Origin of the sequence: Evansella vedderi, from assembly GCF_030813435.1 — a bacterium.
In the GTDB taxonomy this organism is placed as follows: domain Bacteria; phylum Bacillota; class Bacilli; order Bacillales; family Salisediminibacteriaceae; genus Evansella; species Evansella vedderi.
The window spans coordinates 112,388-131,790 of sequence record NZ_JAUSUG010000007.1 but is presented as its reverse complement, the minus strand read 5'-3'; the positions used below and the strand labels follow the sequence as shown (position 1 = coordinate 131,790).

Below are 19,403 nucleotides of genomic sequence, written 5' to 3'. Positions count from 1 at the left end.
TAAGACAAAAATATTACTAGCAAAAAAAGCCCCCAATGGATTCAAGCTATGCTGCATCGGGGGCAATCACAACATTATCTAATTATAGCTGCTCCAATGATAACAAGCAAGATGAACAGCACTAAAACTAAGGCAAAGCCTGTTCTAAATCCGTATCCATACACTGGTCCATAGCCACAACCATAGCCATATCCATAATATGACATTCCATTTCCCTCCTTTCAAAATCCTTTCCCTAAAAATGGTTTATTGACTTAAATTGCGTCCTAGTAAATTAGTTTAACAAAGGAACTTAGCACCTTTGTTTTACCTATTATTAATAGTAAGGTCTCACGACAACGGCTCCTATGATAACAAGAAGCACGAAGATCACCACAACAAATGCGAAAGCATCAGGAAATTTTGTTATATGAGTCATAATATCCCCCCTTACAATTAATTTGAGGATTTTTAATAACCTCTATAATAATTTATGTTAAAAGCGAGTATTGGTATAGGATTTGTCCCACTTTTTTGTGAATATAGTTATATGTCTTACTAGATTTAGAAATATGTTCAAATGTACTAGTAAATAGCATACATAGTTAATAGCCAAAAATTATAAAATCTAGTTATAGAAACAAGCACTTAATTTTACATTTAATAAAATAAAGTAACTATACAATATGTATAGTTGGAGCACCTAGCTGCACCTAGTGTGACTCATGCTGCATACCTCCTTTAAAAAGGGTTGCCTAGCAACCCTTTTTTCATTAATACAATAGAGTATTAGACTTAAAACAACTTAAAGAGTTTTCTCTCCACCAAAATTCATTTTAAGGAAAATCTATACAACTTTCATAATTGTCAGGCCGACAGCGCACCAAACGATTAATTATTTTTAAAATTCCCTTTCTAACACCATATTTTTTTAATGATAATACGGCGTACTGAGAACACGTAGGATAGAATCGACACTTTATCCTTTTAGGTTTTATGGGTGATATTCTCTTTTGATAAAATCGTATAATCTCTAATAGTAAAAATAAAACTACCTTGCTAAACTTCATGGACCACTTTCTCCTTTGCAACTGCTTTAGAGTGACATTTTGGACAACTGTTCAAATCTTTTACAGCTGTCTGCTGTTTTTCTGGAATAAATAGGGCCGGTAAGCAACCGGTGCAGCACATCATGTTTTTCCCTATGTTACTCATCTCACTTCCTATATTTTGTAACCTATCTCCTAAATTACTTAATTCTTCATCTTTTCCGTAATACCATACATTACCACAAGCTTTGCATGAACATTTTGTTTCTGTTATCTTTTTTCCCAAAACATCACATCCTCTATTGATTCATTTCTACATATGATTTTAAACATAGAATTTACAAATTTGGTTTGAAATATTTTTCGCCATATATAGGCAACAACATAAAAATAAATAGAAAGATGTGAAACCTTTTAATAAGTTTAACGTATTTACATATGTTGAAATCACATGAAGGTGAGGAGATTACGATGACCGTTTTAGAAGTAAAGCACTTAAAGAAATCATTTGGTTCCATCCATGCTGTTCAGGATATTAGTTTCGAAGTGAATGCAGGGGAAGTATTTACGATCATTGGACCAAACGGTGCAGGTAAAACCACAACATTGGAAATGATTGAAGGCTTAGTTTCACCAGACAGTGGAGAAATCCGCTTTGGGGAACTAGACTGGAATAACCACGGAAATACTATTAAAAAGAAGATCGGTGTACAACCTCAATCTAGTGCCATGTTTGATCTATTAACACCGGAAGAGAACCTAAATCTCTTTGCTACATTCTATGACAAGGCCCGACCTACAGAGGAAATCCTCCAATTAATAAACCTTACGGATCATCGCAACAACCACGTAAAAAAGTTATCCGGTGGTCAACGGCAAAGACTTGCCATTGGACTAGCAATGATAAGCGATCCAGACATTATTTTCCTAGATGAACCTACAACGGGACTTGATCCTCAGGCTCGACGTAATATTTGGGATATTATTTTGCAGCTAAAGGAATTGGGGAAAACGACAATTCTAACGACACATTATATGGAAGAAGCGGAGAAGTTAAGTGATCGTGTTTGCATTGTTGATCAAGGAAAAATTGTCACATTAGATACACCCGCTGCCCTTATTGAAAAGCTCACAGAAGAAAGGGAAGTGCGATTATCCTTCCTTGATGGTACAGATGCTGCAAAAGAAGTATGCCTTTTTGCTAAAGACCTAGATTCCGTCACTCGAACAGAACGAAAAGACAGGTCTTTAAAGCTTTGGTCAACAGACCCAGAGAATACATTGTATAGCTTATTTGGATTTACAAAAGAAAAGAACTATCATGTTGAACAAGTATCCATACGCGAAATGAGCTTAGAAGATGTCTTTATTACGTTTACTGGGAAAGAATGGAGGGATTAATTTGAAGCAATTTAAGGAAATGTTCGTAGCTCAACTTAAATTAACTTTTCGTGAGAAACAAGCATGGTTCTGGGGTATATTCTTCCCTGTTATCTTGATGACCATCTTTATGGTTATTTTTAGTGGCAGTTCCGATAATGAATTTTCCGCAAAAGTGGCTATTGTTGATGAAAATCCGAATCCAGGCTCACAAATGATGCTTCAACAAATTAGTCAAATTCCTGTATTGGAAGTGAAAAACGGTAAACCTGTAACTCGGGAGATAGCAGAAGAACTTGTAAAGGACCAAGAAGTCCATGCTGCCATTGTGTTACCTGAAGGAGAAGATGCAACCTCGATCCTCCTTGTTGTTAATAGAGAAAACGAGCAAGGGGTAACCACGCAAGCCCTATCGGGGATGTTAAATAATTTGGTACAACAAGCAAACCTAACTGCTGTTGGTGCGACCCCTACATATGAATTACAATTCGAATCCATTACTTCTGGAAGTAACGAGATCAATTACACTGACTTTCTCCTTACTGGGATGATTGCCCTAGCCATCGCTCAAGGTGGAATGTTTGGAATGGTAGATCTAGTGGAAATGCGTCGTAAAGGGTTGATTAAAAGGCTACGCATGACACCTGCCAATATGAACATCTTTGGTTTAAGTGATATGGTCATGAGATTATTATTTAGTATCATTCAAATTATTTTATTGTCACTCATTGGTGTACTTATTTTCGGTGCTAACCTATACATTAACTTCCCAAGTCTTCTTATTGTTTTTTTACTTGGCGCCCTATCATTTAATGCTTTAGGATACTTTTTTTCTTCCTTCAGTAAAACTTCAGAAGCCTATATGGGAGTAGCAAACATTTTCAGCTTTATCATGATGTTTTTAAGTGGTATATTCTTTCCGATTGAAACTATGCCAGAATGGATTCAACCAATATCCAATATTCTCCCCCTTACCTATTTCGTTGAAGGGTTAAGGGAAAGTATGGTCTACTCCACCAGTGTTTTTTCCAGTAGCCTTTGGTTCGGCATTGGAATCATGGTTCTTTGGGGGGCCGTTACCTTTTTAATTGGCTCTTTCTTATATAAAAGAAAATCAATTGTAGCAGCAAGATAAGAAAAAACCTGCCTCCGCTCCAAATGATTTTTCTAGGAGGCAGGTTATTCAAAAACCACAAGGAAAAATTATATAAACCGCTTAATCTCTTCCCTTAAGGATTCTATAATATATTCTGGTAAAGTCGCTGGAAGTGACTTATTATCCTCAAAAATCCATTTGTTGATAATCTCTAGATCTGCTTTATTAAATGTAATTAAATAATCTTCACCATTATATGCTATGGCCACTGTTACCGATTCTTCCCCCTCCAATTCATTATCAATAATCATGTCATGTATTTCGTACGATTCCATTTAATTCTCCCCCTCCTTTATCCTTTAAGCTCTATTTTGCCATTATTTCCACAAGTCTACTCCTTTTCCCCGCTTAATAAATTTATTGTAAAAAATAATAGGCTATCGTTTAAACCTGGTCTTTATGGCTGATAATAATGTGATGATAAATAATTATAGATGAATGGAGTTGAAATAATGGATAAAATCGAAGTGGGAGAAATATTTGTCATTAGTGATGAAAACGATGAAGATCAAGAAGTAGAAGTATTAGCTGTTATGACAATAGAAGATATGGAATATGTAGCAGTTACTTTCGCAGATGATCTACAGGAAGATAATGAGGATGATATTGATGTTTTCTTTCTAAGAGTAGATGATGATGGTGGTTTGTCAGCAATTGAGAACGATGCTGAGTTTGAAAGGGTCTCTTCAACATTTGATGAGCAAATGGACGAAGAAGGAGAATAGGGAAAGGAGTGAGTCTAAGGGTATGTTTAAAACCTTTAGACTCCCTATCTACATTACAATGATTTTCAGTTTATAATAAAAAAGCTAGTAATTTAGCCATGCTGGTGGAATATTGTGTCTTCTCATTTTCTCCCTTGAAAAAATCCTAGCCAGTTCCATCGCTTTTAATGCATTGATTTTTCCATAACGTATTTTTCCAGATAATTCCGGTAATCTATCCGTTGCTTGGAATATAATCGAACCAATATCCCTGTTTGTTAATCTAGGGTTGGTTCCTTTAATTAATCCAGCCAGTCCGCTGACAAAGGGAACAGCTTGTGACGTGCCAGATGCAGTCCTATATTTCTCGTTACTGGATGGATTGAAAAATGTAGATAATATAGCTTGACCTGGTGCGGCCAAATCCACCCACGATCCATAGTTAGAGAACCTTGCCAATTCATTATCTTTATTTGTTGCTGCAACAGAGATTACTTGACTGAATGCAGCTGGATAGTTCTCACCCGAAGATGAATTATTCCCAGCAGATCCCACTAACAAACACCCTCTATTATGTGCATAGTGCACTGCATTTCGAAGGGTTTCACTTCTAGTTCCCATTCCAAGGCTAAGATTGATGATATGGGCCCCTTGATCCGCTGCATATATAATTCCTTTAGCAACATTACTAGCTGAACCTCCGCCAGTATCCCCTAATACTTTAATGTTCATTAATTGTGCTGCATTAAAACTTATTCCTGCAATCCCTATACGGTTATTCGTCACTGCTCCAGCAATTCCTGCGACATGTGTACCATGTCCATATAGATCATTAACAGTTGAAGAATTGGAGAAGTTTCTATTAATTATTACTTTACCCCTTAAATCCTCATGATTTTGGTCAATTCCACTATCTAAAATAGCGATCCTAGCTAAATTGGCATTAGCTCGTGATAATCCCCAAGCCTCATGCGCATTAACGCTTAAGAGTCCCCATTGTTTTTCAAGGGAGGGATCATTGGTCAATGATTTATTATTGTTTGTTGTTACTGGTGTTTGCTCCACAGTACTATCAATCGGTTCTGTTGTGATATACAGATCTTCCTCCACAAAACGAACATATGGACAAGAAGTATATTTTGATATACAGGACTTGACCTCATTTGGAGGTACCTTCACAATATGGTGACCAAGCTCTTTAATTTCATCAATAAGGTCAGCTCCATATTCCCTATGTGTTTTTAAACATGTAGTTCTACGTGTCCTTGGTTTAAAGCAAATAATCAGTTGATTTGAATATTCGGACACAATAATCATCCCCTCTTCCATTCAATGAAAAGTTTGTACAACCTATTCATCGAACGGAAGAAAGGAAACGGTTAATGACCATTATTAAAAATAAATCACAGATTACCAAATAAACTTTCAAAATTCCCTATTGCCTCCAAAAGGAAACCTGCCTCCCTTGCCTTCCTTTTCATCTATTACTTTTAAAATAAAAGGCACCTGCTTTTTCGAGTTCCTCTATCGTTGTATGGCCTACTACTGTAATTTTTGAAGCCCCAAGATTAACTCGATTCCAAGGTCAATTCCATTTGAGAATAATTCTGGTTCTTTTGTTCTATTTACTGTTCGTATCCTTCAAAGAAATAATTTTACATTTTTTTCAACTTTCCATATCCCTTATACAATGTTATACTAATTTAGCGATGAGCTAATTTGCGTAAGACGAGATTGACTGGCCTTTTTAGGTAAGCACAATGTGGAGTGTTGTCTCTCGCCGCAATAGTACCAAAAGACGTCCTCCGTGGCGTCTTTTTTTTGCTTTAGTAAGTAATATTTTTATTCTTGTGGATGAGTTACTGAAGTTGTCCCTCGTGAGCAAGGCGTTTGCGCTTTTGTTCGTAGTTATAAAAAAGTGCCTGTACTCAAGAGATTTAACCCAAGGGAACAGGCACTTTTCTTATCGATAGCTTCTTAAAGAATTGGATTAGGCATATTTAATGCCTGCTTGCTTAATATTGTTAACATCAGCGGATCCACATGGTTTTACTACAAATGTCATTTCACAATTAGGGCAGTTCATAATAACCGTCTCTAGTGTAAATGCCTCTCCACAATCACAGCTAATGATATGTGGAACCTTTGGGGAAAAATTTTGTTTTCCCTTACTTTTTACATGATCCACTATTGCTTGCCCATCACTTAAATTTCCAGAACAACCACAGCTCATTGTTTTCCCTCCAATTAATATTTTCTGTTTTATTATTGGTTAAGATTAACAAGAAAATAGTTAAAAGGATGTGTTTATTTTTACATATTGATAAAAGTTCATATTTTGTTCACAAATAGGGGTCTCAAACTCCCATGTCCTTATAGACACTACGATAAATGAAAACTATTTTGGATGTGCTAAATTTGGAAGTTGATTTACGCTTCAATCAACTTCGTTTGAAAATAAACGATATATTTAAACATATTTTTCGTACAAAAAGGTATGGTTTTAACCTTTTAAGACACCCTCCGTAATCAAATTTATATTAGAAAAATAGCTCTCGAAGTCGAATCCAAAAACCTTTTGGCTCCTCTTCATCTTCTATCGCAATTTCCTCTTTATCTTTTTTCAGTTTTTCTGTTTTAATGACAAACTGTACGGAATTGATTTTTTTGATTTTCGGTGATACGAACGACACAGGATTAAAATCAGACTTATCGAAATCTCCAATCATCCTGTCAATTTCTTCAAGCATTTGATCCGGTAATCTATTAGTTGATTCGTACAGTTTTTTCGTGCCATCCTCAAGTTCCCCTATACCACCTTCAAGAACACCTGTTCCATTTGCCAGTTCGACTATTCCTGAATGAATATCCCTGTAGGAGTCTGATAATTCGGCAACCCCATTTGTATAACTAATTAAGCCATTATGGAACTCTTCATAATTAGTAGAAAAGGCAGATAATCCCTCCTCCAATTGTTCAATGAAATCAAATATATCCATTTCTTCTAAAGAATCACCAAGGTTAGTAGAAATGGAATTTAGTGAATTACTCCAATCCCTAATAGAATTACTAGTTTCATTAAGAGTAGTTTCCATTTCATTAAAATTACCCCTAACATTATCGTAAGCATTTATTGCCCTTTGACTTGCCGTATAGGTCTCTACCAATCTATCCATAACTTCTCGATCTACTCCACTTTCATATAGCCGTTCTATTTCCTCGTCTGAAATGGAGTTGTTAGGTATCTCTTTCATAGCTTGATCTAATTCATTAAAGGTATCGGAATAGTTCCCATCAAGTATTTGCAATTCATCTGCTATTTCTCCCAGCGTACCTCCTAAATTAGATAATCCTTCGGGTAAATTCTCCAAGTCAGTTAAATCCCACTCGGACATATTGTGGTCCATTAAATTTTCACTTATGGAGTTACTCATATTCTTCAACATCTCGTTGATCATTACGGATCCTTCAATGAGTTCAGAGGAGGCTCCACTAATTTCCACCATTCCATCACGGTACTTTGCGGAACCGTCACGGAGGCTTCTAACCCCTTTGTTTAAATCCGTTACTCCCCTTCTTAACTCAGTAACTCCATTATGGATTTGTTCAATGGCCTCTACTAAGGTCTTGATGTCATCTGTCATGCCCTCTGTATCCACATCAATAGCCATTGAAGATGGAATTGCAGAAATTTCAATGCTATCCATTTCAAAATCCACTACATCAGCAATTAAACTCAAATCAACTTCTTGCCCCGGCATTACAGTAAAAGTAACATGCTTATTTTTCCCAGCATTTGCAACCATTGCATCAGGGGCCTGGATGTTTACAAACTTTTCAGGGGATAGGACAAGGGAAATTTGTACTACATAATTCTCAAAGAAGGAAGCATCCACATTTTCATTAGGGGCAGTTTCTATTTTCAGTTGGAAACTCCCGTCTTTTCCTACAAGTTCCTTAGGGTCTACTTCTTTTCCGTTCAGAAAATAAGTAACAGCAATATTCCAAGGTAATTCTCCATCATTCATATTCCCTTGATAATAGAATTTCCCCGTTGGAGCCGTAAGCCTAACCTTATCATCTAATTTCTCTATTTCTGATAAATCCGTTAAGTTTTTTACTGTGGAATACGTTCCATAATCTACAAGGCTTCCTGCTTTCGTTACGTCTAGTATATTTACCACATAGATTTCATCCAATTCTCCAGTAGCCCTTAATGTGGCATAGACCACTTCATCCTTTGAAACAATTTCCCCATCGGTAAGCTGCTCACCAGTTGTTTTTTCAGTGGAACCAACGTTTGGTGTGGCATTAACTAGAATAAAAGGCAAGATAAGCACTAAAACTAGACTAATCATTAATAATTGTTTTTTTCTCATTATCATTTCCCCTCATAAAAGTTTGCTTTATAGGTTGTTTTGTTAATCCATTTATCAAAAGTCAACAGCATGGCAGGCAAAAAACAAACGACCAAAACAAAGGCAAGTAATGCTCCCCTTCCAAGGAGTAATCCTATTGCTGAAACAATCGGATTAGATGACGTTATCCAAAGAATAAACCCTACGCTGGATAAAATAGAAGCAGAAATGGAAATGGAGAATATTTTTTCATCTAGCGTTCGTTTAACCGCTTGTAAGACTGACATTACCTTCCGATGTTCTTTATAGTTTTCGGTTAGGAGAATGGCATAGTCAACCGTAGCTGCCAGCTGTACCGTACTAATAATTAAATATCCTACAAAAACTAAGGAAGTATCTGTGAAATACGGAACCGATAAGTTGATCCAAACGGCTGACTGAATGGTCAAGAGCAAAACAATTGGAATAGATATGGATTTAAATGTAACTAGTAAAACCACAGTAATGGCCAGTATTGTTACCATATTCACGACAGTATTGTCTTTTAAGACTGTATTTTTTATATCATATAAAGCCACACTCTCCCCAAGACTAAGGGCTTCATCCCCATAATAGGAAGCTGCCAATTCCTGTATTTTCTCCAACAAGGCAAAGGGAGCGTCCCCCTCCTTGTCGAGGTCCGTGTAAATAATGATTCGACTATAATTTTCCGAAAAAAATTCTTTCATAACGGATTCATCGAGATATTCAGGCGGTATGACAGTACCCACCGTATTTACATAGGAAATGATGCTTGTAACATGATTCAATTCATTTAATTCCTGGACTAGCTGCTCCTCCCTAACCAACTCCCCCTTCGGAACAAGTAATACAATTGGGGTTGACTGTCCAAATACCTCTTCAATTACTTTATAATCACTACCTGCACGAGTGGTTTCGGGCTGTTCCCCTAACCCATACGTAAAGGTGGTATTACCTTGTGCTAGAAAGCTTGGTATAAGAACAAGGAATACCAGTATCAAACTAGAAAATCTAATCTTTACGACATACTCCCCGATTCCTTTAAAACTTGGAACAAAGCTTTTATGCTGTGTTTTATCCATCCATTTAAAAAACAATAGAGTCAACGCAGGTAAAAATACCATGACACTGATAAAACTTAGGACGATACCCTTTACGAGGTTTACTCCTAAATCGGAACCAATTTCAAATTGCATCAAAGTTAGTGCTGTAAATCCAAAAAAGGTTGTTGCTGCACTAGCTGCAATGGCTGGAAAAGTTTTTTTCATGGCAAGCTGCATGGCTTCTTCTGGATTATTCGTTTTCTTTCGATAGTCTGAGAAACAATGGAGCAGAAAAATAGCATAATCTAGAGATACAGCAAGCTGTAATATGGGGGCTACAGACTGTGTAACGAAGGAAACTTCCCCTATAAAGATATTGGTTCCTAAGTTTATAAGTACGGATACGCCAATGGCTGTGAGAAAAAACACAGGTTCTATCCAAGATGTTGTGGATAAAACAAGTATGATGATAATGATAGGAACTAGCAATACGGCTGCATAAAAGGCTTCTGTTCCAGCCATTTTTTGCGAGGTTGCCGTATCCAATGCTTCACCTGCCATGGCATCATCCTCACCGATCAGTTCATAAATGGCATCCGTTGCCTCCACTTCCTCGCCATTTCGAATACTTAAGGAAAACAATGCCTTATTACCTCTGTAATAGGATTCCACAATTTCCTGGTCTGCCATTTCCAATGGTATTTTCAAATCTATTACATCATCTAGCCAGATAACATCAGAAACTCCGTTGATGTCAGCAAGTTTCGCTTTATATATAAGCGCCTCCTGTACGGAAACATCATTAATCATTACTCTCGTATCTGGAACAGAGGCGGTAAATTCTTCTTCCATTATTTCAATTGCAATAGTAGATTGGGCCTCATCAGGCAGATAATCTACCATATTGTAATTAACGGATACAAAAAATTGTGCGATTGCGGATATAACAGCAATAATCATAAAAGCAACCACGACTATTTTTTTATGTTTGACTATTCCTGCTGTTATGTCGATCGTTACCAACTCCCCTTGCACCTTCACCATTATACAATTATAATGACACCGTGTTGTCTATTCAACAAACAGTTTAGTATTATCTGTTAAATTTCCAACAAAATCCTACGTATGTGTTGGATATCATAAGAAAGGTGGATATAAATTGAGTTCTAAAATGGATCGACGTAAAAAATATACCCGAATGGTCCTAAAACAAAGTCTTATGCAATTATTAAAAGAAAAACCTATCTCTACTATTACAGTAAAAGAAGTATGTGAGGTTGCTGACATCAACCGCTCCACTTTTTATTCCCATTTCAAGGATCAGTTTGATCTCCTCAACCAAATTGAAGGGGAAATCATCGAAGATATGAACAAAACCCTTAGTAAATACAATTACAACAAGGAAGAAGAAGCGCTACAAATGACAGAGAAGCTATTAGAGTATGTGGCGGCTAACAGTGATGTTTGTAGGACATTGTTAAGTGAACATGGTGATGCTAATTTTCAAAAACGAGTGATGAAGGTCGCCCACGACTATACGGTAAAAAATTGGATGTCTATGAGTGACATAGATTCGGAAATCTCTGAGTATTTAAGTTTGTTTGCTGTTAGTGGAGGCATACAAGTAATCAAAAATTGGTTGAATAATGGCATGGAAAAATCTCCGAAGGAAATGGCGGTTATAATGATTAGACTGACCAATAAAGGTTTTTCTTCCTTTGGTTGATCCCCTTCTCCTTATCAACCGCAAAAAATATAACCTAGTATTAGAAACACATGACAAATGTCAATTGCTTTTCTGATTTTCTATTGCTATTATTGGCCATATAGCTTCAATCATTGTTTACTATTGACGAAATGAGGGTGAGTGAATGAATTTTCCACAATTGAAAATTGCGCACATGGAGCCTAGAGTACCAATCATCCAAGGGGGAATGGGTGTTGGGATATCCTTAAGTGGCCTAGCTTCAGCTGTTGCCAATGCAGGGGGAATAGGAATTATATCAGGTACAGGAATTCCTATTGATGAAATGAGGGGGCATATTAGAAAGGCTAGAGAGTTAACGAAAGGTGTCGGTTACATAGGTGTCAACGTGCTTTATGCTATGACAGACTTTGCGGAAACCATGAAAGCAGCCATGGAGGAAAAGGTTGATTTCATTATTTCCGGTGCAGGTATATCAAGAGATATGTATTCTTGGGGAAAAGAATACAATATACCAGTGATCTCCATCGTTTCTTCAGCAAAGTTGGCAAAAATGTCACAAAGACTAGGTGCAGCTGCTGTTGTTGTTGAAGGATTTGAAGCAGGTGGCCACCTTGGAACAGATCGACCTCTGTTTGATATATTACCAGAGGTTGTGGAGGCCGTTAACATTCCTGTTATTGCTGCTGGAGGTATTATAAACGGAGAAGATGTAAAACGAGCCATTGATATGGGTGCCTCGGGAGTTCAAATGGGATCTAGGTTTGTTGCTAGCGTAGAATGTGATGCACCAATGTCCTTTAAAGAAAAATACCTTAATACGAAAAAAGGGGACACAACCCTAATCAAATCCGTTGTTGGCCTAGAGGGACGTGCCATTAAAAACGCCTTTACAGAAAGAATTAGCCATGATAAGAAGGTTAAGATAGATAAATGTTATTCCTGCTTAAAGAAATGTTCCCATCGATTTTGTATTTATGACTCCCTCCTAAAATCTCGAGATGGAGATGCGGAGGAGGGTCTTGTCTTTAGCGGGGCAAGAGTGCATGAGATCAATGATATTCTGCCAGTAAAGGTGATTATTGATAATATTGTTAGTGAGTATTCCAGTTTTGATCATACGTTGGTCAACACTAGAGCTTAAATAAAAGAGACAAGTGCCATTGCACTTGTCTCTTTTCCTTTAATCGGATAATCTTTTAATTGTTTTTGCTAGAAGATATGTCCGCTCCTGTAAAGAAGGAACGTATAAAAATTCATCTTCACTGTGGGCATTACCACCAATTGGACCTATACCATCTACAGTTGGTACTCCCATAGCTGCTGTAAATGCAGCATCAGAACCTCCCCCTGTGGTTTTATCTTCAATTGTAATTCCTAACTCCTTACCAATCCCCTTAACAACAGACAATAATTCTTCGGTCCCTTCATTTTTCATCATTGGGGGTCGACTTATATGCCCGTTTAATGTAACTTCTGTTCCATCCATCTCAGACTCTGCACAAACCGCCTTTAGTTTCTGTTCAATTTCATCGGCCTGTTCATATGTTGAAATACGTACATCCACTTCAGCAGTTGCCACGGGAGGAACGGTATTTACAGCCGTTCCCCCTTCTGCTAAACCAACGCTGACGGAGATCCCATTCTCATAATCACTCAATTGATGAAGTTTAATGATTTTCCGTGCTAATACCTCAAGGGCATTACGCCCCTTTTCTGGTGCTACTCCTGCATGGGATGCCCTTCCCTTTACATGGACGGTATATCTTCCACCTCCCCGACGAGCAGAAACGATCGTCTCACTTTCTCTAGAAGGCTCCATAATGATTGCATACTTTTTCCCTTTAGATAATTGTTCAATAACAGAACGGGAAGAGCGGGACCCAACTTCTTCATCGCTATTAAAAAGTATTTGTAAGTTCTTTAAACAGTCTCCATGCCCATCGTTAGTTAACGCCTTTAAAGCATACAAGAGGGTAACATGACTCCCCTTCATATCAATGACACCTGGTCCATAAGCTCTGTCACCTTCTACCTTAAAAGGACGTTTGTGGGCCGTCCCCTTTGGAAAAACAGTGTCCATATGTGCCACAAGTATAATAGAAGGATTAATAGATTCTGGATGCTCAATCAGTAAGTGATCCCCATATTCTCCCCCTGGTAAAGCTTTCCCTTGAAAACCTATACTCTCAAAATAGTTTCTTATTAGTGCTCCTACTTCATTGACACCTTCTCGATTATAGGAACCACTATCGATATTTACAAGTTTTTCAAGCATGAACAACATGTCTTTCTCGGATTGTTTAATATAGGATTGCATTGATTCATCCCCTTTATTGTTCACTAGTACTATTAAGCTATAAGATACTACTAAAAAACAATTAATTTACTAAAACACCTTTACCTTGTAATAATGGGTAATGACACATGACAAAGTGACCATCCCTTTCCTCTACTAATTGAGGTTCTTCCGTTTTACATTTGTCATCTGCATAGGCACACCTAGTATGAAAACGGCATCCTAATGGTGGATTTGCGGGACTCGGTAAATCTCCTTCTAAGATTATACGTTCTTTTGAATCCCTGATTTGAGGATCTGGCACAGGAACAGAAGATAACAGTCCTTCTGTATATGGGTGCATTGGTGAATCGAACAATTGATCTTTCGTAGCTAACTCTACAATTTTCCCCAAATACATCACAGCAACTCTATCACTAATATGTTTTATAGCAGGTAATCCATGGGCTATAAAAATGTAAGTCAACTGAAATTCTTTTTGTAATTTAGATAATAAATTCAAGATTTGTGATTGAATGCTTACGTCCAATGCAGATACAGGTTCATCGCAAACGATCAATTTAGGCTTCAACGCAAGTGCTCGAGCAATTCCAATTCTTTGACGTTGCCCACCACTAAATTCATGAGGATACCGATTAGCAAAGGATTTACTAATACCAACCACTTCCATCAATTCATACACTCTATTTTTCAATTCTTTACCTGCTGCTACTTTATGTGACCGAAGAGGTTCGGCTATAATATCAAACACTTTCATCCGTGGATTCAAGGAGGAAAAGGGATCTTGAAAGATCATTTGTATATCTTTTCTTTTTTCTCTCATTTCTTTCTTAGATAACTTAGATAAGTCTTTACCATCAAAAATAATTTGCCCTTCCGTGGCCTCCAATAATCTAAGAATGACATTTCCAGTCGTAGATTTCCCACAACCAGATTCCCCTACGATTCCCAGTGTCTCCCCAGGGTAAACCTCTAAACTAATTCCATCTACTGCCTTCAGAAACTTCTTTTCTTTATTAAAGAGACCAGAGGATAAATCAAAATATTTTTTTAACCCTTTAATTTCAAGTAGTGGCTGGTTTTCTATTGAATTCTTCATCTAAATTAACCTCCCCTTCCTCATGAAGCCAACAACGGACATGATAACCCTGCTTCACTTCTAGTAATTCTGGGGCCTTTTCCTTACATTTTTCCATTGCAAATTCACACCTCGGATAGAAACGACATCCGGTTGGCATATTCATTGGTGTTGGTACTGTCCCTTTAATGGAATAAAGCTCCTCTTTTCTTTCATGTATTTTAGGTGTACTATCCATTAATCCTTTCGTATACGGATGTTTCGGATTTTCAAATAATTTAAATACGTTTCCTTCTTCCACCACTTGTCCTGCATACATGACAATGACCCGGTCCACCATTTCTGCAACAACCCCTAAATCATGGGTGATGAGCAGTATGGAAGTATCTAATTCTTGTCTTAAGTCCTTCATTAGTTGCAAGATTTGTGCTTGAATTGTCACATCAAGTGCAGTGGTTGGCTCATCAGCAATAAGGAGCTTTGGATTACAAGCTAGTGCTATTGCAATCATAATTCTTTGACGCATCCCACCACTTAGTTGATGGGGAAAAGAATAGTAGATTTTCGAAGCATTAGGTATCCCAACTTTATTAATCATTTCAACCGTTTTTTGCTTTGCAATTTTTTTAGAAACCTTTTCATGAAGCATAATCACTTCAGAAATTTGAAACCCTACAGTAAATAACGGGTTTAAAGAAGTTAATGGTTCTTGGAAAATCATCGAGATTTCATTACCGCGTAATGTTCGCATTTGGCCATTACTCAGCTTTGTTAAATCTTTTTCTTCAAAGAGGATCTCACCACCCTCAATTTTCCCCGGTTGTCCAACAAGTCCCATTACGGAGTACGAGGTGACACTCTTTCCACAACCAGATTCACCTACAATAGCAATGACTTCTCCTTTATTTATATGAAATGAAACACCATCCACGGAGGGAACCACTCCATTTTCTGTGTGAAAATATGTTTTTAAGTTACGTACATCTAATAAAGGTTTTTCTTGTTCCTGTATCAAAGGCTTTTCCCCCTTTCAATAATTAAATTAACTGTAATTAAGGTCTGCGTCCTTGTGAGCGTGGATCTAAAACATCACGCAACCAGTCCCCTAAGAAGATAATTCCTAATACCGTGATAGTAATAGCAAGGCCTGGGAAGGTAGCCAACCACCAACTAGTTGCTAAATAATCACGGCCAGTACTTAACATATACCCCCATGAGATAGTAGGCGGTTGAATACCTAACCCTAAAAAACTTAAAGAGGCTTCAATAATAAGAGTTGTGGCAACACTTAAAGTAGATATAACAATAAATGAAGAAAATACATTCGGTAATATATGCTTAAACATGATCGTTCGGTCATTTGTACCTATAGAACGAGCTGCACGGATAAAATCCCTTTCCTTTAAGGTCAAAACCTCCCCCCGAACTAAACGTGCATATATTACCCAATTCGTAACACCTAAAACTAAAATAAGTGTTATAAGATTAGATCCGAAGATTCCTAAAATAACAAGTAGTAATAAAATATTTGGTACAGCTAAGAAGGCGTCTACAACCCTCATAAGTAAATTGTCTATCCACCTGCCGTAATAGCCTGCTAGAATTCCTAATACTAGTCCGATAGAGCCAGCTACAATAACAGAAAATACACCAATAAGTAAGGAGACCTGACTTCCATAAATAACCCGACTTAACATATCTCTACCAAGGCTATCCGTCCCTAAAATATGAGCACTCGTTCCCCCTTCTAACCAAACTGGGGGTGCATTCATATTTGCAGGATTCATTGCATCAGGATCATAAGGTGCAATTTGAGGTGCAAATATAGCTGTGATGCAAACAGTTAACACAATAATGAAACCTGTTGTTCCTGTTTTACTTCTCAATAGCAATTTAAACCAACGAATCCAGGGGTTGATTCCCTTAGAAACCTCAAATTGCTCCTCCATCGAAGTACCTGGTTCCATTGCTGAATTTGTAGACATTCTCAAACCTCCAATCATTCATATTTAATTCTAGGATCAATCATTCGATAAATGATATCTGCCAATAAGTTCATTAATATAACTGCTACAGCAATAACAAATACACATGCTTGAACAATAGCCATATCTCTAGCATTGACAGCTTGAACTAGCAATTGTCCCATACCTGGCCAAGCAAAAACGACTTCTGTAACGAGAGCTCCTCCAATTAAACCAGAAGTTTGTAGAGCCATAATTGTAACAACGGGGATTAAACAATTTTTAAAGGCGTGACGGTAGGTTACTATAGAATCCTTCTGCCCTTTACTTTTGGCAGTTCTTACATAATCCTGTTGCATAATTTCAATCATGTTTGATCGAATCAATCGTGTCATCTCCGCTGCGATTGCCGTTCCTAGTGTAATGGCTGGTAGGACTATATGCATGAGAGTACCTCTTCCTGAAACAGGAAAAATGGCTAAATTAACAGACAGTAGTAAAATTAACATGATTCCAAGCCAAAAATTCGGCATGGCTTTTCCAAGTACAGAGGCACCTGTTGCAATTAAATCGATATAGGAATTCTGCTTGGAAGCTGACCAAATTCCAAGGGGGATTGCAATAATCGTTGCAAAAATCATGGAAACAATGGCTAATTCCAAGGTTTGTGGTAACCGTTCCAAAACAATCGATAATGCGTCCTGATTATAACGGTATGACTTTCCAAAATCACCTTGGAGCGCATTAATGATATAGACTCCGTACTGAACATGTAAGGGGTCATTAAGACCAAGCGCTTCCCTTAAACTGTCTATTTCCTCTTGGCTGGCTTCTTCAGGTAACATCAGTGAGACTGGATCTCCCGCCATATATACCAATGCAAAAACGATAAACGAAATAATTAATAATACCGGTATTACTTGCAGTACTCGTCGAATTAAATATCGCCCCATACCTTCACCTCCGATTCAAAAGTTAATTAGCTAGGGGGATATTCCACCCTAGCCATTAAGTTAAATGCTAAATGCAAAATCTCTTTTCATTCTGGTTAATTCCGATTGATATTCGGAATATATATGAGTTCATCAACGGAAGGTTCATAATCTATACCATCAGTAATCCCAGAGATATTTTCTACTTGATATAAGAATACAAATGGCATATCACGAACGACAATTTCTTGTGCTTCTAGATATAGCTCATGTCGTTCCTCTGGATCCATATTAGTTTCTGCAGCATCTAATAATGCATCTAATTCTGGATTCGCATAACCTGATCGGTGGGCAGCACGAGAGTGGAAACTTGTCATCCCTAATGCTGCATCAAACATAGAATTCCCTAATCCCACTAAGTACATCTCTTCGTTTGTACCGTTTGAGTGCATATCAACAAAATTACTCCATTCCATAAATTCTAAATTGGCTGTAATTCCCACTTCACTTAACATACCACGAATTAATTCTGCAACTTCTGTATCCATCATGTAACGACCTTGTGGTGAATTAAAAGTGATCTCTAAGCCATCTCCATACCCTGCTTCCTCTAGTAATGCTCTTGCCTTTTCTTGATCAAAGTTATATACATCATACAAATCTGGGTGAGCACCTGTACTACCTGGTGTCACACGGGACTGTATTGGTGTACCTTTCCCTGCTAATACATGCTCTGTTATAGCTTGATTGTTAATGGCATAATCAATAGCCTGTCTTACTCGTATGTCACTTGTGGCATATTGTTCTTCCTGTTTTAAAGTGAGTAACATAACACGTGTAGTTGGGCCACTGACGATTGAAGTTCCTTCATTATTATTTACTCGATCCCATTCTGCTGGTGGAACATTTTCTGCAATCTGAATACCACCAGTAAGCAATTCATTTACTCTAGTAGACGACTCTGGAATCACACGAAAGACAACTTCCTCCCACTCCGTAACATCTCCACCAAAATAATTATCAAAACGCTCTAATACTACTCTATCGTCACGTCTCCATTCGTTAAATTTAAAGGGACCTGTACCAATAGGATTGGAAAGAAAGTGATCCCATCCCTCTTCTTCAATATAATTTTTTGGTAGTATTCCAGCACCAATTTTTGATAAACGGTTTAATAGGATTGGCTCTGGACCTTCCGTAATGATTTCAAACTCATAATCTCCTAAAATATTTACTTCAGCAATTTGATTAAAGTTGTTATGTTCAATTAATGTCTCATCTGTACGAACACGATCAAGGGTAAATTTCACATCTTCAGCTGTAAGCTCCTCCCCATTATGGAATTGAACTCCTTCCCGAAGAACAAATCGCCAAGTTGTTTCATCAACATTTTCAAAACTCTCTGCTAAATAACCATCGAACCCCCCGTCACCATCTCTAACAACTAAATAACTAAAAATATTAATATGAATAGCTTCGGTGTTTGTTGCGTTATGATTGTGAATATCAAAGGAAGCCATATCAGCTCCTACTCCAATCACTAACGAATTAACTTCGGTGTTGTCATCTGTTGCACCGTCAGTATCTTCTTCTCCCTCTACATCACTGTCTGTTTCATGGTCGTTTGGACTTGCAGTTTCCTCAGAATCTCCTCCGCATGCTGCTAGAAACATAGTTCCCATAAACAACACTAACAGCATCAACCAAAATCGTCGTTTCATCATTTACATCCCCC

General features: G+C 37.5%; 20 protein-coding genes. 5 read left to right on the top strand and 15 right to left on the bottom strand.

From position 1 onward, the window contains the following. Positions 1 to 74 precede the first annotated feature (74 nt). The 4 genes from yjcZ (J2S74_RS10500) to J2S74_RS10485 form a co-directional block, all read right to left on the bottom strand. Entirely contained in the window at positions 75 to 206 is a 132-nt protein-coding gene (yjcZ, locus tag J2S74_RS10500) for a sporulation protein YjcZ (protein ID WP_307325180.1), read from the bottom strand. A gap of 110 nt (positions 207 to 316) precedes the next feature. Then, positions 317 to 418 (bottom strand): sporulation protein YjcZ, encoded by a 102-nt coding sequence (gene yjcZ, locus J2S74_RS10495; RefSeq protein WP_307325177.1) that lies wholly within the window; start codon positions 416 to 418, stop codon positions 317 to 319. Positions 419 to 815: 397 nt separating this feature from the next. Beyond that, positions 816 to 1,049 (bottom strand): membrane protein insertion efficiency factor YidD, encoded by a 234-nt coding sequence (gene yidD / locus J2S74_RS10490; protein WP_307325175.1) that lies wholly within the window; start codon positions 1,047 to 1,049, stop codon positions 816 to 818. Beyond that, positions 1,039 to 1,314 carry a hypothetical protein gene (locus tag J2S74_RS10485; RefSeq protein ID WP_307325172.1) on the bottom strand — a complete coding sequence of 92 codons (276 nt, stop codon included), beginning with the start codon at positions 1,312 to 1,314 and terminating at the stop codon, positions 1,039 to 1,041. The genes yidD and J2S74_RS10485 overlap by 11 nt, the downstream gene beginning before the upstream one ends. Positions 1,315 to 1,466: 152 nt before the next feature. Here J2S74_RS10485 and J2S74_RS10480 point away from each other — a divergent pair, with 152 nt between their 5' ends. Then, positions 1,467 to 2,429 (top strand): ABC transporter ATP-binding protein, encoded by a 963-nt coding sequence (locus J2S74_RS10480; RefSeq protein ID WP_307325169.1) that lies wholly within the window; start codon positions 1,467 to 1,469, stop codon positions 2,427 to 2,429. Between the two features lies 1 nt (position 2,430). Continuing rightward, entirely contained in the window at positions 2,431 to 3,543 is a 1,113-nt protein-coding gene (locus J2S74_RS10475; protein ID WP_307325167.1) for an ABC transporter permease, read from the top strand. Between the two features lie 68 nt (positions 3,544 to 3,611). Here the strand turns inward: J2S74_RS10475 and J2S74_RS10470 are convergent, their stop codons facing one another. Further along, positions 3,612 to 3,839, bottom strand: coding sequence for a hypothetical protein (locus tag J2S74_RS10470; protein ID WP_307325164.1), 228 nt, complete (start codon positions 3,837 to 3,839; stop codon positions 3,612 to 3,614). A 177-nt stretch (positions 3,840 to 4,016) separates the two neighbouring features. Here J2S74_RS10470 and J2S74_RS10465 point away from each other — a divergent pair, with 177 nt between their 5' ends. Further along, positions 4,017 to 4,289: a DUF1292 domain-containing protein gene (locus tag J2S74_RS10465; RefSeq protein WP_307325161.1), complete on the top strand. Its 273-nt coding sequence runs from the start codon at positions 4,017 to 4,019 to the stop codon at positions 4,287 to 4,289. A gap of 84 nt (positions 4,290 to 4,373) precedes the next feature. Here the strand turns inward: J2S74_RS10465 and J2S74_RS10460 are convergent, their stop codons facing one another. The 4 genes from J2S74_RS10460 to J2S74_RS10445 form a co-directional block, all read right to left on the bottom strand. Further along, on the bottom strand, positions 4,374 to 5,576 hold the full coding sequence (locus tag J2S74_RS10460; protein ID WP_307325158.1) for a S8 family peptidase: 1,203 nt from the start codon (positions 5,574 to 5,576) through the stop codon (positions 4,374 to 4,376). A 682-nt stretch (positions 5,577 to 6,258) separates the two neighbouring features. Beyond that, on the bottom strand, positions 6,259 to 6,501 hold the full coding sequence (locus J2S74_RS10455; RefSeq protein WP_307325156.1) for a hypothetical protein: 243 nt from the start codon (positions 6,499 to 6,501) through the stop codon (positions 6,259 to 6,261). 307 nt (positions 6,502 to 6,808) lie between these two features. Then, complete coding sequence (locus J2S74_RS10450; protein WP_307325153.1) at positions 6,809 to 8,647, bottom strand: YhgE/Pip domain-containing protein; 1,839 nt, start codon at positions 8,645 to 8,647, stop codon at positions 6,809 to 6,811. 2 nt (positions 8,648 to 8,649) lie between these two features. Beyond that, a complete protein-coding gene (locus J2S74_RS10445; protein WP_307325150.1) occupies positions 8,650 to 10,734 on the bottom strand; it encodes an efflux RND transporter permease subunit in 2,085 nt (694 codons plus the stop codon). A gap of 115 nt (positions 10,735 to 10,849) precedes the next feature. Here J2S74_RS10445 and J2S74_RS10440 point away from each other — a divergent pair, with 115 nt between their 5' ends. Both J2S74_RS10440 and J2S74_RS10435 read left to right on the top strand, forming a co-directional pair. Next, entirely contained in the window at positions 10,850 to 11,416 is a 567-nt protein-coding gene (locus tag J2S74_RS10440; RefSeq protein ID WP_307325148.1) for a TetR/AcrR family transcriptional regulator, read from the top strand. 145 nt (positions 11,417 to 11,561) lie between these two features. Beyond that, positions 11,562 to 12,539, top strand: coding sequence for an NAD(P)H-dependent flavin oxidoreductase (locus tag J2S74_RS10435; protein ID WP_307325146.1), 978 nt, complete (start codon positions 11,562 to 11,564; stop codon positions 12,537 to 12,539). Positions 12,540 to 12,578: 39 nt separating this feature from the next. Here J2S74_RS10435 and J2S74_RS10430 read toward each other — a convergent pair whose 3' ends face one another. The 6 genes from J2S74_RS10430 to J2S74_RS10405 all read right to left on the bottom strand — a co-directional run bounded on the left by J2S74_RS10430 (position 12,579) and on the right by J2S74_RS10405 (position 19,392). Then, positions 12,579 to 13,715, bottom strand: a complete 1,137-nt coding sequence (locus J2S74_RS10430; RefSeq protein ID WP_307325143.1) for a M20 family metallopeptidase — start codon at positions 13,713 to 13,715, stop codon at positions 12,579 to 12,581. A gap of 61 nt (positions 13,716 to 13,776) precedes the next feature. Then, positions 13,777 to 14,793, bottom strand: coding sequence for an ABC transporter ATP-binding protein (locus tag J2S74_RS10425; RefSeq protein ID WP_307325141.1), 1,017 nt, complete (start codon positions 14,791 to 14,793; stop codon positions 13,777 to 13,779). Beyond that, entirely contained in the window at positions 14,759 to 15,784 is a 1,026-nt protein-coding gene (locus J2S74_RS10420) for an ABC transporter ATP-binding protein (RefSeq protein ID WP_307325404.1), read from the bottom strand. The genes J2S74_RS10425 and J2S74_RS10420 overlap by 35 nt, the downstream gene beginning before the upstream one ends. Positions 15,785 to 15,824: 40 nt before the next feature. Beyond that, positions 15,825 to 16,721, bottom strand: coding sequence for an ABC transporter permease (locus J2S74_RS10415; protein WP_307325402.1), 897 nt, complete (start codon positions 16,719 to 16,721; stop codon positions 15,825 to 15,827). Between the two features lie 50 nt (positions 16,722 to 16,771). Continuing rightward, positions 16,772 to 17,689 (bottom strand): ABC transporter permease, encoded by a 918-nt coding sequence (locus J2S74_RS10410; RefSeq protein ID WP_307325138.1) that lies wholly within the window; start codon positions 17,687 to 17,689, stop codon positions 16,772 to 16,774. Between the two features lie 95 nt (positions 17,690 to 17,784). Then, positions 17,785 to 19,392 (bottom strand): ABC transporter substrate-binding protein, encoded by a 1,608-nt coding sequence (locus J2S74_RS10405; protein WP_307325136.1) that lies wholly within the window; start codon positions 19,390 to 19,392, stop codon positions 17,785 to 17,787. Between the last annotated feature and the right edge of the window lie 11 nt (positions 19,393 to 19,403).